The following is a 14,344-nucleotide window of genomic DNA, read 5'->3' as shown; positions in this document are numbered from 1 at the left end:
GAAGCTGGAAAGGATCTCACAACGCAAAACCCCGTTCAGCCGGGGTTTGCTGTGAACTACCGCGTCTCCTCCGCATTGGCCGATACGGCGCATGTGGAACCGTACGAACCGCGCTACGAGCCGGGGCCTGACGAGCTCCGCGTCCTTTATCGTGCGGAAGCTCAGGCGAAACGAAGAACGGAAGCCAGGCCTGGGCTCTGGATGGCAGTCGCCATTTATCTGATGTTTTCGGCAACGGATCTGCTGCTGATACCGGACGTGGCGGCCTATACGATCGTGGCCCGCTTCGTCGTCGGGATAACCGCGCTGCTGATTTTGGAAGAACAGCTTCGCCGTGGGGTCGCGACGGAATGGCTCGATTTAACTTGCGCCGGAGCCATCATTTTCGGTTATATCGGGTGGCTTTGCCCGGCCTTTACCGGCGCCGACAAGGAAAGCGTTGCGTACTACATGGTGTTCGGCACGATTTTCATGATGAGTGCCAATCTTTTCTTCACATTCAGCTTTAAATTATCGATAGTAACGTCAACAATAATAATGTTCATATTGTATGTGGTAAACTATTTTCTACCGGCCACATTAACCTACAAGATGGTGTTCGCGACCTTCTACGTGTCGTGCTTTACGTTCACTTCATATGTGAACTGGAAGCTGAACGGGGAGCGTTACAACGTCTTCCTGAATGCCCTGGAAGCCAAAATTCAGCACAGGGAGGCCACAGAGCGCGGCAAGGCCCTGCTGCGGCTATCGCGGACGGATCCGCTTACGGGGCTGGAGAACAGGCGGGCGATCGATGAGAAGCTGCGCGACTACTGGAGCGACTGGCAACGGCTCGGCAACGGTTTCGCGGCCATCCTTATCGACGTGGATTTCTTCAAGAAATTCAACGACTGCTACGGCCATCAGGAAGGCGACCGTTGCTTGATCCATGTCGCCAATGCCCTTAGCGATCTCATCAAGCAATATGACGGTTCGATCGGGCGCTACGGCGGCGAGGAATTCATCGTCCTGACCCGCATGGACAAGAAGGAGCGGGTCGCGGAGCTTGCGGAAGCCATTTGCCTCACAGTGGAGAGCCTGGCTCTTACCCACGAGCTGCGGCGTGACGGCATCTCGGTCGTCACGGCGAGCGTCGGCGCCGCCTTGACCAGAGTGCAGGCTGGCGCCAAGCTGGAGAAGATCATTCACGAGGCCGATCGCGCGCTCTACCTGGCAAAAGCCGGCGGCAGGAACTGCGCCCGGCTGTTCGATCCGACCGATCCCCAGAGCAGCGACGAGAGCGAGAACATCGCGGCTTTGCTGAAAATCGCGATCGGCCAGAATCTCGTCTCGCTCGTTTACCAGCCCATCCAGGATGTCGCCTCGGGCAAGGTCGACGCCGCCGAGGCTTTGATGCGCCTCAAGATGCTGGACGGCACTTTGGTCCCGCCAAGCCTGTTCATTCCCGTGGCGGAAAGAACCGGTGCCATCCTGGAACTCGGGCGCTGGGTGATAAGGTCGGTCTGCACCGAGCTCCTGGCGGACGACCACATCGGCGTCGTCAGCGTCAACGTCTCGCCGATCCAGCTCAAGACGCCCGGTTTCGCAACGTCCGTCGCCGGCATATTGGGCGAGACCGGTGTTGCCGGCAGCAGGCTGGCCTTCGAAATTACCGAAGGCCTCGAGATGGAGATGCATTCGGACGTTCTGCGCTGCATCAGCGACCTGAAATTGCTGGGGATCAAGATATGGCTTGATGATTTCGGGACGGGCTTCGCAGGCCTTTCGTGGCTTCGTCTCATCGATTTCGATACGGTGAAAATCGACCGCTCGTTCCTTCACGCCTGCGGCACCCAGAAGGGCATGGCGATGCTCCAGGACATCGTCGCCTTGGTCCGCAATCGCGGCCCCAAAATCCTGGTCGAGGGCGTGGAAACCGACGAGCAGATGGCGCTCATGCGCGAGTTCGGCATCGACTTGATCCAAGGTTATCGTGTCGGCCGCCCTGCCGCCGCCGGAAGCTTCCAGGCAAAGCGGACCACCCAAAAACGCGCATTTACCGTGCTAAAGTCGGCATGACTGAGCAGGCGGCGGCGTTCAGGGCGGCCCGACAGTTCCGCGTTGGGGTGCGTTGGGTTGAACCGCCGGGCCTAACCGACTCGATAGGGGAAGAGTCGGCTAAAAGGCGAGGCTAAATTAGCATCCTCGCATTGATATAGATTTTTATGTCTTTCCACCGGTTTCGCAACTCCCTTAATCGCGCCAGCAGCAACGGCACCGCCAGCGTCAACTGGCCTGATGTGCTCTCATTTCAGTCGATGGCCATGCAGACGAGCGAGAACGCTGCGTACCCCTTGGAGGAGCGTTCACAATGATTCGAATTGGCGGTTTCCTGCTGGTCATGCTCATCGCCACGGCGACCGCGGCCGGTGTGACTTTCTTGCTTTACAGGAACGAGCTTGGTCGACTGCGCGACGCCGTCAGCCGAGGCAGTCTAGTCGCCAAGCTCGACATCGGCCCGATTGAATACGCCGACAGCGGTGCGGGCATTCCGCTGCTGTCGATCCACGGCACCGGCGGCGGCTTTGACCAAGGCCTTGCCCTTGCCGCCGATCTTGTGGGCGGGGGGTTTCGGGTCATCGCGCCGTCGCGCTTCGGCTATCTGCGCACGCCTGTTCCGCGAGACCCCTCGCCAGCCGCGCAGGGCGATGCGCACGCGGCGTTGCTTTCCAAGCTGAACGTTCCCAAAGCGGTGGTTGTCGGTGTTTCGGCCGGCGCCCGTTCAGCGGTCGAGCTGACACTCCGGCACCCTGACAAGGTCGCTGCCCTCATTCTGATCGTCCCAGCCCTTTACTCACCGACTAGTCCGGTGTCGATCGATGTAGGCCGCGGCAATAAATTCGCATTCTGGGCCGTCAATGCTGGTGGTGATTTCGCCTGGTGGGCCGCCGAGAATATCGCGCCGTCGATACTCATTCGCTTTGTCGGCGTTCGACCGGCGCTGCTGGCGGTTGCGCCCCAGGCCGAGAGGGGCCGCGTCATGGGCTTCGTCAGGAGCGTCGAACCGCTGTCGCTGCGCTTCTACGGAATCAATATCGACAGCGCCCCCGACTTACATGAACTGCCGTTGGAAGAAATCACCGCACCGACATTGATTATCTCCGCGCGCGACGACCTGTTCAACACGCTGCCATCAGCCGAGTTCGCAGCGGCCAAAATCCCCGGTGCCAAGCTGGTCGTCTACGACGCTGGCGGACATCTTTTGGTCGGACGGGAGCAGGAGGTTCGAATGGCCGTCCGCACCTTTCTAGCTGGCGCGGGCCTGATCATCCGATAGGCCGAGACAGTGACGCAACATCCGCCCGCGCAGGAGCCGCACCGATCGATTGTGTTGCCGCCGCCCCGTCTGCCCGCTTTGGGCATCAGGGCTGACTGGACGCCGCGTCGTCCTCGGCCTTTCCATTACGTCCCAGTGTCGGCATCAACCAACGGACCAGGCCAAGGCCAAGGAGCGCCAGCGCCGTGAAACCGGCACCCGCCAGGGATGGTCCTCAGGCGGACGGAGGTGATCTGATCGAACTGTTCCATGCCCCTTCGCCCGTCGGCATTGGCTATGCTCAGCGTAGCGAACCGGCGGTGGCGCTGTCTATCGAGGTCGACCACGCAATGGGAAGGCCGTTGCGCCGCTAAGCCAAGGCGACGGCTGCCGTCGAAGCGAATGCGAACAGCAGTGCAAACAGCATCAGCGGCATAACTTCGAACGGATTTCGCGACGTGGCAGGACTGTTCTGTTTCGGCGCGTCGCGCTCATGCCAACCGCGCTCCAGGCCGACGAGCAACCCGATCGCCAAAGCGACGCCAAGTTGAAGGATGAGGGAGTCCATGGTGGGATTGCTCTTGACCGGATTGCGGATGCATCCACCGGCATCGACCTGCGGTCATATAGCCTGCTTTGCGCCAGGCGAACGCGCCTCAGTTAGGCCTCCATCGCCTCCCGGCCCGATACTTCCGCGATGAATATCCTGAAGAACACAGGCGGGTGATGCTCGGCGACCAAGGACATTGCCGGCTTGAGCGCGCCAGGCTCCCACCAGTCGGTGTGCCTGCTCAGCAACGACCAAGCGTGATCGAGCTGCACCTTGTGTCCGATCCGATCTGGAAGCTCCTCGTAACGGCCATTGACGACGACGCTCCTCCAACCTCGGTTTGTGCCATGCTCGTCGACCTGGACCGACACGAGCGGGTTAGCGCGCATCCAGTCGATCTTCTTGCCCAGCATGGAAAAAGCGTAAAGATGGTTGTCGGCATGGGCATAGTAGAATGGCACGATATAGGGCTGCCCGTCCTTCGCGCAGGCCAGGCGGCCTACGCGATTGGCCGTCAGAAGTTTCGTGCATTCCAGAGCGGAGAGCGTGCGGATCTGCATGGGTGAAACTCCTAAGTTCCGGCTTCATGTCGCGATTTGCCTGCGGCGTTTGCGCCGGAGCTTTTTCTGTCGATAGCAGTGCGGCGATCGCCGCGAACATGGGTCATCATATCGAGCGCTTCGCTGTCGGAAAGCTGCGGAAAGCTGGCATAATAATAGCTGAGCGCCCGGAAACGCGCCGGCTGGCTGAGACAGATCGTCAAGTCTGCTTCCTGCGCAAGTTCCTCAACGATTTCCGGCGGCGCGACGGGAAGCGCTACGATGATCTTTCGCGAAGAGCGTCGCTTCAACGCGCGGATAGCCACCTTCATCGTGGTTCCGGTGGCCGCCCCGTCGTCCACGACAATCACCGTTTTGCCGGACACCGACAGGGGCAGGTCTTTCCCGCGAAATATTGCCCGACGCCGCTCCAACTCCGGCCGCTCCTGCGGGATCAAAGAACGAAGGGCGCTGTCATCGAGAGCGTAAGCTTCGACGATCTCCCGGTTGAGAACGACGTCCGGAGGATCTCCGTCCACAATGGCGGCCACGGCAAGTTCCGGATTTCCTGGCGCTCCGACTTTACGAACGATGATCAGATCCATAGGTGCCTGGAGAGCCTTGGCCACTTCGGCCGCTATAGGAACGCCGCCACGCGGCAAGGCGAGTACAATTGGATCCTGCAGCTGGAGGCGCACCAGCGAGGCACCGAGCTTTTGCCCTGCATCCTGGCGATCGCGAAACATCCGTCATCCCTCCGGCCAGAGTTCGCGCAGCGACTTCTTCATCGAGTTTCGGACCTGGACGATCTCGCCATGGGAAATGTGACGGTCGAGAAGTCGGAACACCGCTCCGATGGCCTTTTCGACATCGATCTCCGGCTCGTAGCCAAAGCTGTTGCGGACGCAGATGACGAAGTCGCGCTTCTTCCGTTCCCAGGCCGGTTCGGCCGGGTTCCACCCTTCGAAGTAGATGCCTCTGATCAACGTCGGGAGCTGAGCGGACAGATCGCCCATTTCCTCGCGCGAGAGCCAGTCGCGCAAGGCGTGGAGGACCGACTTCAACAGCCGAAACGCGCTCTGCTCATTCCAATCCAGATCCTTTGCGAGCTCGTTCACCCATTGCTGCGCCTGGTCGGCGGCATGGGTAAGGGAAGTGTGCGAAACAGAGTGTGTCATCGTGGTCGTCCCTTGATCTGTTTCTATTTTTCGTGTCTGCGACCCGCCCGCATTGCGCCGGATCAAAGTTCTGCACCCCCAATTCAGCCACCCGCTTTGTTTACGAGGAGCGGGACAACACGGTCGCTCTTGGCGACGGCAGGACGGCCGGAGCTGGCATAGGGAATGCCCAGCGCATCCCAGGTCTCGAACAGCGCGTCCTGCAGCTCGGCGATCAGCGCGTCCGAATGGAAGGGTGTGGGCGTGATGCGCAGCCGCTCGGTGCCGCGCGGCACCGTCGGATAGTTGATCGGCTGGATATAGATGCCGTGCACGCCGAGCAGCCGGTCGCTGGCCATCTTGCAAAGCTCGGGGTCGCCGACCAGCACCGGCACGATATGGGTGGCCGAGTCCATCACCGGCAGGCCTGCGGCGGCAAGCACCTGCTTGGTGCGTGCTGCCTGGCGCTGCTGCGCGTCGCGCTCGGCCTGCGAGCGCTTGAGATGCCGGATCGAGGTGGTGGCGGCCGCCGCGATCGCCGGCGGCAGCGCGGTGGTGAAGATGAAGCCCGGCGCATAGGAGCGCACCGCGTCGATGACGGCGCTGGTGCCGGCGATGTAGCCGCCCAGCGTGCCGAAGGCCTTGGCCAATGTGCCCTCGATGATGTCGATGCGGTCGGCAAGGCCTTCGCGTTCGGTGATGCCGCCGCCGCGCAGTCCGTACATGCCCACCGCATGGACCTCGTCGATATAGGTCATGGCATTGTAGCGTTCGGCGAGCTCGACGATCTGCCTGATCGGCGCGATGTCGCCGTCCATCGAATAGACGCTTTCGAAGACGATCAGCTTGGCGCGTTCGCGCCCGGCCGCCTGCAGCAGGCTTTCCAGATGCGCCACGTCGTTGTGGCGGAAAATCTTCTTCTCCGCGCCCGAGCGGCGCACGCCTTCGATCATCGAGGCATGGTTGAGCTCGTCCGAGATGATCAGGCAGTTGGGCAAGAGCCGGGCAATGGTGGAGATCGAGGCCTCGTTGGAGACGAAGCCGGAGGTGAAGACCAGCGCCGCTTCCTTGTCATGCAGGTCGGCGAGCTCCTGCTCGAGCTCGACCAGCGGGTTCGAGGTGCCGGAGATGTTGCGGGTGCCGCCGGCGCCCGATCCCATCTTGCCGGCCGCGTTCTGGAAGGCGGCGATGACATCGGCGTTCTGGCCCATGCCGAGATAGTCGTTGGAGCACCATACGGTGATTTCCTGGGCGCGGCCGTTGGAACGCCAGATGGCGCGCGGGAACTTGCCCACAATGCGCTCCAGGTCGGCGAAAACGCGGTAGCGACGCTCGGCATGGAGCTGGTCGATCGCATCTTCGAAGAACCGCTGATAGTTCATGGTGAGCTCCTGTGCGGGAAGTGACGCCGCGTCCCGGCGGGCTCGATCCGCTGGGACCTCAACCTACGAAACACGGGAAGGCACCGCTTTGAGCTATATCAAATTGCGAGGCTCTCGGATGCCTCAGGGTAGGCAGATTCCTCGACATAAGCCGTCCAAAACTGATTCAAATCAAAGCGGGGGGCCCTATCTCAACCCACGCTGGCTAGATGTGGAATCCAATAGCAAGCGCTCCGTTTGGCCGCAGTCTCGAACTAGCCGTTCTGGACGAGGAAGGCTTGCACGCGGTTATATTTCCCTGCGAAAAAGACCGGGAGGGGTGGCGGAATGCCGTCACCGGCATTCGCGTCGATATCCGGCCGACCCACTGGCGCGATTGGGATCTGCCAGAAGACAGTACCGCTTCGCTTGGAAACCTCTCTTAGAGCGGCAATTCCGGAACGGAACCGCTGCGCTTTTTTCTTAATGTTTGGGCTCTGCGATCAAGGCCATTCGTACCAGATGCGAGAGGCTGCCCGCTCCCATCTTGCTCATGACATTGGCACGATGGATTTCAACCGTGCGGGGGCTGATCCCGAGATCATAGGCAATCGTCTTGTTCGGCAAGCCGGAGACGAGCCCGTCGAGCACCTGGCGCTCGCGTTCCGAAAGCGTGGCTAGGTTCTTCCGGATCTCAGTTGATTGCGGGTGCGCCGCAATGGGCTGGCTGCGATTGTCCAAAGCGGAACGAATCGCATCGATGAGCACCTGGTCATCGAAAGGCTTTTCGATGAAATCGGCGGCACCCTCCTTCATCGCCTGGACGGCAAGCGCGACGTCGGCGTGCCCGGTCATCACGATCACCGGCACGCCAAGGCCACGGCTCTTCAGTTGCCGCAGAAACTCGATGCCGTCTATGCCAGGCATCCGCACGTCGGTGACGACGCAGCCGTCGATGTCCGTCGGCTCTGTCGCGAGGAACGCGGTTGCCGATTCGTAGAGGCGCACAGCAAAGTCGGCTGTTGCGAGCAGGAAACCCAGCGACTTGCGAACGTCGACATCATCGTCGACGACATGAACGATATCACTGGCCACCGACGACCTCTTCCTTTTCTACCGCGCGCAAAGTGAAGCGAAAGGCCGTTCCGCCACCGGGCATCGACTCCGCCCAAATATGACCGCCGTGCGACTCGACGATAGTGCGACAAATAGACAGTCCCACGCCCATTCCGTGCTTCTTCGTGGTAACGAAGGGCTGGAAGAGCTGGGCCGAGACCTCCTGCGCCAGCCCAGGCCCGGTGTCGATCACGGCGACCTCTGCCATCCTGTCATGTCGAGAGGTGGTAGAGACGCGCAACTCCCGGCGCGGCAAGCCCTGCATAGCCTCTACGGCGTTCCTCATGAGATTGAGCAGCACCTGCTCGATCTGAATTCGATCGCTCAGAACCAGCTCGGCCGCTGGGTCGAGATCGTATGTGACGCGTACGTCGGCCTCCCTCGCGCCGACCAGAGCAAGCGATGAAGCATCCTCGATAAGCGTTGGCAGGTGTTCGACCTGGCGCTCGCTTTCGCCTCTGGCAACGAAGTCCCTGAGACGACGGATGACGTCGCCGGCACGCAAGGCCTGTTCTGCGGCCTTTTCGACAGCCTCTCGCAACATAGCAGCGTTCTCGTCGTTGCTTTTCTCGAGCAGGCGCCGGCTGCCCTTCAGGTAGTTCGTAATGGCCGTCAGCGGCTGGTTTATCTCATGCGCCAATGTCGAGGCCATTTCGCCGAGTGCGGTGAAGCGCGCCATGTGCAGCAATTCCTGCTGCTGTTCCTGCATCCTGGCTTCGGTTCTGTGGCGTTCCGTCAGGTCGCGGCAGAAGCCGGTGAAGAAGCGGCCTGTTCCCGGATGCATTTCGCCGACAGCGAGTTCCATCGGAAAGGTAGATCCGTCCTTGCGCATACCGGTTACCGCACGGCCGAGTCCGATAATGCGCCGTTCTCCCGTCGTCAGGTAACGCAGCATGTATGTGTCGTGCTCTTCCCGATATGGTGAGGGCATCAGTACCTTGACGTTTTGGCCGATGACCTCGCCGGCCTTGTAGCCAAACAACATCTCGGCGGCCGTGCTGAAGGACTGGATAAGGCCGCTTTCGTCGATGACAATCATCGCATCCGGCACTGTCGCCAGGATCGAACGCAGATGATCCTCGCGCAATTGCAGCGCAGCATTGGCGAACGACAGGTCGCTGACGTCGGTGCCTTGAACGAATATCGCTGTGATCTGGCCGTCCTTCGCCCTAATCGGCTGATAGACGAAGTCGAGGATGCGTTCTTCCGCAACGCCCGTTTCAGCGTTGCGATAGACGACCTTGACGCTTCGGCCCACATAGGGTGCGCCGGTTTCACAAACGCGGTCCAGCAATTCGAAGAAGCCTTGGCCTTCGAGGTCGGGAAAGGCTTCACGCATCGATCTGCCAATGACTTGTCGCTGGCCGACCATTCGCATGTAGGAGGCATTCGCCAGTTCGAACACATGCCCGGGTTCTCTGAGCAACGTCATGAAACCCGGTGCCTGCTCGAACATCAACGCAAGCAACTCATGCTCGGGCAAATCGTCTTGCTCCAGAGGCCTGTCAGCCAGCGGAGTGGGTTTGGCAGCATTTTCGGGCGAAGCTTGCCCCTTGTTGCTCACAAAGCAGTCTCCGGATCGAGAAACGGCAGCGGTCGCTGATCTAGCACTGATCCGTCGGCGCGCCAAACAGCTGCGCCGAGATCTTGATCGCAATCAAAAGCGCCTTGGACTGTTTTATTTTGATCGCAACGCTTCAGGGGCGGTTATCAGGCTCGATCAGTATCCGCTCTGCCGCTCCATCGAGATCCTCGTACTGGCCGCTGCGCAAAGCCCACAGGAAGCCGGACAAGCCGAGCGCTCCCAGAAACAGGGCCACTGGAATGAGATAGACCAGCGTGGTCATGGACGGGCCGCGTCAAGGACATCGCTGCGGCATCGGGCCGGCGCACCTTCAGGTGCCGCTTTCGCCATTCCCTGAAGCCGCATCGCATTTGCAATCACGATCAGTGAAGAGGCGCTCATCGCGATCGCCGCGATGAGCGGCGTCACGTGCCCCAGAACGGCGATCGGAACGGCAAGGGCGTTGTAGGCGATCGCAACGGCGATGTTCTGTCGAATGAGCCGGCCGGCCTTACGCGAGACATCCACCGCCAGAGGGACCGCAAGCAGGCTTTCGCGCAGGAAGACGAAATCGGCGGCCTGGCGGCCAATGTCGGCCGCGGTTGCCGGAGCCATCGAAACATGCGCTGCCCGCAATGCCGGTGTATCGTTGAGGCCGTCGCCCACCATCAGCACCTTGTGTCCGGCGCGGGTCAGCGCTTCGATCCACTCGACCTTGCCGGAGGGCAGCAGAGCCGGCACGAAACTTTCGATCCCCAACGATTTGGCAACCTCGCCGCAGGCATTCGCGGTATCTCCGGACAGCATATCGACCGACAGCCCGGTGTCCTTCAACTGCCGGACCGCTGCCTTGGCGTCTTGCCGAAGGGAGTCCTCGAACGCGAAGCACGCGACGATGTTTCCATTCTTGGAAAGCACGGTGCCGTCGTAGCCGCCGAGTTTGCCTTCGCCGCCGGTGCGAGCCTTCCAGCCCGCCCATCCGCGCCTGCCGAGCCGCCACGTACTCCCCCCCGTTATGGCTTCGATGCCGAAGCCCGGATGCTCGGTGACGGATCCGACGCTGGACTGGCTGGAATACCCCGCATAACTGGCGATTGCCCTCGAGAACGGATGGCGGGAATGAGCCGCCATGCCTGCGGCGATCGCAAGCATGGTCGGATCGATCGAGGACGCATTCACCAGCTTTGGACGCCCGAGCGTCAGCGTTCCGGTCTTGTCGAAGACAGCCGTGTCGATCGCCGCGAGGCGCTCCATCGCCGAACCCTCCTTGACCATGACGCCGGCCTCGAAGAGTCGCCGGGCCGCAACGACCTGTACGATCGGAACCGCGAGGCCGAGCGCGCAGGGACAGGTGATGATGAGGACGGCGATGGCGATGGTGATGGCGCGGTGCCAGTCGCCCGACGCGGCCATCCAGCCGAGGAATGTGGCGAAGGCTGCCAGATGGACCACGGGCGCGTAAAGTGCCGATACGCGGTCGGCAATCCGCCTGTAGCGCGAGCGGCCACCCTCGGCGGCTTCCATCAGTCGAACCATTTCCGCCAGGAACGAATCCTTCGCGGCGGCGGTCGCCAGCATCGTCAGCGGGCCTGTCAGGTTGAGCGTACCGGCTTGCACGTGGGCGCCGGCCCCAACGGCCTTTGGCGCGCTCTCCCCGGAGACGATCGAGCAATCGAGATCGGAATTCCCGCTGACGATATCGCCGTCGACCGGTATCCGTTCGCCGGCCACGACGAGAAGGCGCAGCCCAGGCACAAGTTCGGCGACGGGCAGGTATTCGCGTGTTCCATCGTCACGCAGGACAAGCGAACCTCTTGATGCGAGCCTTGAGAGGCCATTGACGGCAGTTCGCGCGCGCTCGCGCATGACATGGTCGAGCGTGCGGCCGATCAGCAGGAAGAAGAGTAGCGACACCGAGGCATCGAAATAGGCGTGCTCGCCGTGATTGATCGTCTCGTAAAGACTCATCGCGTAGGCGAGCGACACGCCCACCGCGATCGGCACGTCCATGTTCATGCGACCATGACGCAGCGCATTCGCCGCGGAGCGGAAGAAAATTCCGCCGGCGAAGGCGAGAGCCGGGATGGCGATCAGCGCGGACAGCCAGTGGAACAGATCGCGTGTCGCGCCCTCGGCGCCGGACCAGACCGATACCGACAGCAGCATGATGTTGCCGGCTGCGAAGCCTGCTACGGCGACAGCGCGGATCAGCTCCGAGAGCGTCCTGTCCTTCTCGTGAATTTCCGGGTCGAACAGATGCGCCTGATAGCCGAGACGGCCGAGCACGGCGAAAAATGGCGGGACGCTGTCTCCATGCCAGCGTACCGACACTCGTTTCGTGGACAGGTTGACGCGAGCGGACTCGATGTTCTCGACCCTGCCGAGCGCAGCTTCGATCGCTTGTATGCAGGCTGCGCAATGAACCGTCGGCACCGACAGGTCGGTTTGGCGCATGTCGCCGCCCAGAGAGCGGCTGGCCAGCTTGATCTCCTCGCTCGACAGCGGTGCGGACGCCGCGGCGGCCACCTCCAACGCCATCTCGGCCCCTGGCGCGCAGCAGCTCATTGCAGGGCTCCATTCGAGATCATGACACGGCGAACATCGCGAAACGGTGACGCAAGCCCTGCATCTGCATCGATCTCCACGATCCAGACGCCATCCTTGGGAGTGTGCCGAACGGCAAAGGCGTCCGTGTCCCCCGGCGTGCCGCCGGGCACCGCTGCAAGTGTCAGGGCTTCGTCCTCGGCCTCGTAGGCCGGGTGGCGGAACAGCATCTTGACGCCATGCAGCGGCACCGGCTTGCCTTTGCTGTCGACAAGCCTGTAGCGGACCTCGCCTGAGCCGACAGTCAGCTTGCCCGTCCAGCCTAACGCCGCCTGCGCCCTTCCTTTCCTCGCTTCTTCGTTGAACTGCTGGCTGGCAACGTAGGTGTTTTCGACGACGAGGCCGGTCCAGCTCTTCCGGGCGAGCGTGGCCATTGTGATGTTGACCCCGATCACCACCGCGAAGAACGCCAGAATGGAAATCAACATGTGCTTGCCGGTGAACTCGCGCGGCTTCCGCATTTCGACGCTCATCTGCTGTTCTCCGGGGAATTGAAAGTGGCGGTGTATTCGGCGGTTTCGGAACTTGCCGTGTCGTCGATCCGGAATTCGAAGCTCTGGGCCGGCTTCCTGATCCTATCGGCCGGCTGCCTGACGAAGATTTTGAGCGTCTTCAGCCGGTCCGGTTCGACTGCAATGGAGAATGAGCGGCTCGGGGGCTGGTCGATGCCGACGATGCTCATCTCGCCGCCGTCGAGGCCTTCAAGCGTCACCTCGATCGTCCTCGGCTCGGGTATCATGTTGAGCAGCTTGACCGTATAGCCGTTGCGGATCGAGCCGTCCGAGAGCGTTACGAACTGTGGATTGCGATCATGAAGGACATTCAGTTCCAGCCGCTCTCGCGTCAGCAGCGAATAGACGAGCACCAGGCCGATCGCCGACCACACACCGAGATAGATGTAGGTGCGCAACCGGAAGATCTTGCCCAGATGAAAATGTGCCAGGCCTTCGGCGAAGCTGCCGCTCGGCATTCTTACGAGCGCTGGATTAACGGGGCCGGTAACCCCGGAGGTGGCCATCGCCATGTTGGCGTTGTAGTCCGCCAGCGTTGCATAGGAAATCAGCCCGCGTTCCCGGCCGAGCTTGTCCATGACGCTATCGCAGGCGTCGATGCACAGTGCGCAGGTGATGCATTCCAGCTGCTGGCCGTCGCGGATGTCGATTCCCATCGGGCAGACGGCAACACAGGCGTTGCAGTCCACGCAGTCGCCGGCCGATTGCCCGACTGCCGAGGCCTTTTTGGCGTGGCGCGAACGCGGCTCGCCGCGCCAGTCGTTGTATGTGACAGTCAGCGAGTTTTCGTCGAGCATGGCCGCCTGGATGCGCGGCCAGGGGCACATGTAGGTGCAGACCTGCTCGCGCATTAGTCCGCCGAAGACATAAGTCGTGCCGGTGAGCACAGCGATCGTGGCATACGCGACGGGCGCCGCTGTGCCGGTAACAACCTCGCCAAGCAGTTTCGGCGCATCGGCGAAGTAGAAGATCCAGGCGCCGCCCGTGGCTACCGCGATGACCAGCCAGACGGTGTGCTTCGTCATGCGCAGGAACAGCTTGCGGGCGCTCCAGGGAGCGGCGTCCAGCTTCATGCGAGCATTGCGATCGCCTTCGATCGCGCGTTCCACGACAAGGAACAGGTCGACCCAGACGGTTTGCGGGCAGGTATAGCCGCACCAGGCCCGTCCGACCGTCGATGTGATCAGGAAAAGACCGACGCCCGCCATCATGAGAAGGCCGGCGACGTAGTAGAACTCCTGCGGCCAGATCTCGATGAAGAAGAAGTAGAAACGGCGGTTGGCCAGGTCGACGAGAACGGCCTGATCGGGCGCGAAGCGGCCTCGATCCCAGCGCAGCCAAGGCGTCAGATAATAGATGCCGAGCGTGATCGCCATCACCAGCCATTTGAACCGGCGGAAACGGCCGGAGGCCCGCTTTGGGAAGATTTTCTTGCGCGAGGCATAAAGCGGCTGCCGCGTCTTTGCGGAGTTTACCGCTTCAGCCTCGAGCCGTTCTACCTGCGACTGATCCAGCACGACGATCTCCAATAGCGGCGAACGACGCCGCCTGTCTCCACCAGTCTTGCAATCGCTCGCGCGGCGCGTTGATACAGGTCAAATTGTGTCGGCAAAAAGCAAGTCGAGGCCCGGCCATGGCCGGGCCTC

13 protein-coding genes are annotated in these 14,344 nt (G+C 61.5%); 2 read left to right on the top strand and 11 right to left on the bottom strand.

Annotation, left to right across the window (positions count from 1 at the left end; translation table 11 throughout):
- Positions 1-75: 75 nt before the first annotated feature.
- Together LB565_RS02660 and LB565_RS02655 are read left to right on the top strand one after the other, a co-directional pair.
- The gene (locus LB565_RS02660; protein WP_224581928.1) at positions 76-2,058 is read left to right on the top strand and encodes a putative bifunctional diguanylate cyclase/phosphodiesterase; all 1,983 of its coding nucleotides are present in this window, start codon (positions 76-78) and stop codon (positions 2,056-2,058) included.
- Positions 2,059-2,350: 292 nt separating this feature from the next.
- Positions 2,351-3,316, top strand: coding sequence for an alpha/beta fold hydrolase (locus LB565_RS02655; RefSeq protein WP_224581631.1), 966 nt, complete (start codon positions 2,351-2,353; stop codon positions 3,314-3,316).
- Positions 3,317-3,665: 349 nt separating this feature from the next.
- Here the strand turns inward: LB565_RS02655 and LB565_RS29790 are convergent, their stop codons facing one another.
- The 11 genes from LB565_RS29790 to ccoG all read right to left on the bottom strand — a co-directional run bounded on the left by LB565_RS29790 (position 3,666) and on the right by ccoG (position 14,215).
- Entirely contained in the window at positions 3,666-3,863 is a 198-nt protein-coding gene (locus tag LB565_RS29790; protein ID WP_263488330.1) for an MgtC/SapB family protein, read from the bottom strand.
- A gap of 92 nt (positions 3,864-3,955) precedes the next feature.
- Positions 3,956-4,405, bottom strand: a complete 450-nt coding sequence (locus tag LB565_RS02645; protein ID WP_224581630.1) for a pyridoxamine 5'-phosphate oxidase family protein — start codon at positions 4,403-4,405, stop codon at positions 3,956-3,958.
- Positions 4,406-4,416: 11 nt separating this feature from the next.
- Complete coding sequence (locus LB565_RS02640) at positions 4,417-5,130, bottom strand: phosphoribosyltransferase (protein WP_224581629.1); 714 nt, start codon at positions 5,128-5,130, stop codon at positions 4,417-4,419.
- A gap of 3 nt (positions 5,131-5,133) precedes the next feature.
- Positions 5,134-5,562: a DUF2267 domain-containing protein gene (locus tag LB565_RS02635; protein WP_224581628.1), complete on the bottom strand. Its 429-nt coding sequence runs from the start codon at positions 5,560-5,562 to the stop codon at positions 5,134-5,136.
- Between the two features lie 83 nt (positions 5,563-5,645).
- Positions 5,646-6,923, bottom strand: a complete 1,278-nt coding sequence (gene hemA / locus LB565_RS02630; protein ID WP_224581627.1) for a 5-aminolevulinate synthase — start codon at positions 6,921-6,923, stop codon at positions 5,646-5,648.
- A 462-nt stretch (positions 6,924-7,385) separates the two neighbouring features.
- Entirely contained in the window at positions 7,386-7,997 is a 612-nt protein-coding gene (gene fixJ, locus LB565_RS02620; RefSeq protein ID WP_224581625.1) for a response regulator FixJ, read from the bottom strand.
- A complete protein-coding gene (locus LB565_RS02615; RefSeq protein ID WP_411970604.1) occupies positions 7,987-9,450 on the bottom strand; it encodes a PAS domain S-box protein in 1,464 nt (487 codons plus the stop codon). Before LB565_RS02615 ends, fixJ begins: the two co-directional genes overlap by 11 nt.
- 265 nt (positions 9,451-9,715) lie before the next feature.
- On the bottom strand, positions 9,716-9,865 hold the full coding sequence (gene ccoS / locus LB565_RS02610; RefSeq protein ID WP_224581624.1) for a cbb3-type cytochrome oxidase assembly protein CcoS: 150 nt from the start codon (positions 9,863-9,865) through the stop codon (positions 9,716-9,718).
- Positions 9,862-12,147, bottom strand: coding sequence for a cation-translocating P-type ATPase (locus LB565_RS02605; RefSeq protein WP_224581623.1), 2,286 nt, complete (start codon positions 12,145-12,147; stop codon positions 9,862-9,864). Before LB565_RS02605 ends, ccoS begins: the two co-directional genes overlap by 4 nt.
- The gene (locus LB565_RS02600) at positions 12,144-12,659 is read right to left on the bottom strand and encodes a FixH family protein (protein WP_224581622.1); all 516 of its coding nucleotides are present in this window, start codon (positions 12,657-12,659) and stop codon (positions 12,144-12,146) included. The genes LB565_RS02605 and LB565_RS02600 overlap by 4 nt, the downstream gene beginning before the upstream one ends.
- Entirely contained in the window at positions 12,656-14,215 is a 1,560-nt protein-coding gene (gene ccoG, locus LB565_RS02595) for a cytochrome c oxidase accessory protein CcoG (protein ID WP_224581621.1), read from the bottom strand. The genes LB565_RS02600 and ccoG overlap by 4 nt, the downstream gene beginning before the upstream one ends.
- Between the last annotated feature and the right edge of the window lie 129 nt (positions 14,216-14,344).

The sequence above is a fragment of the Mesorhizobium sp. CA14 genome, assembly GCF_020165195.1.
Lineage (GTDB): Bacteria > Pseudomonadota > Alphaproteobacteria > Rhizobiales > Rhizobiaceae > Mesorhizobium.
This window is presented reverse-complemented; position numbering and strand designations above follow the sequence as displayed.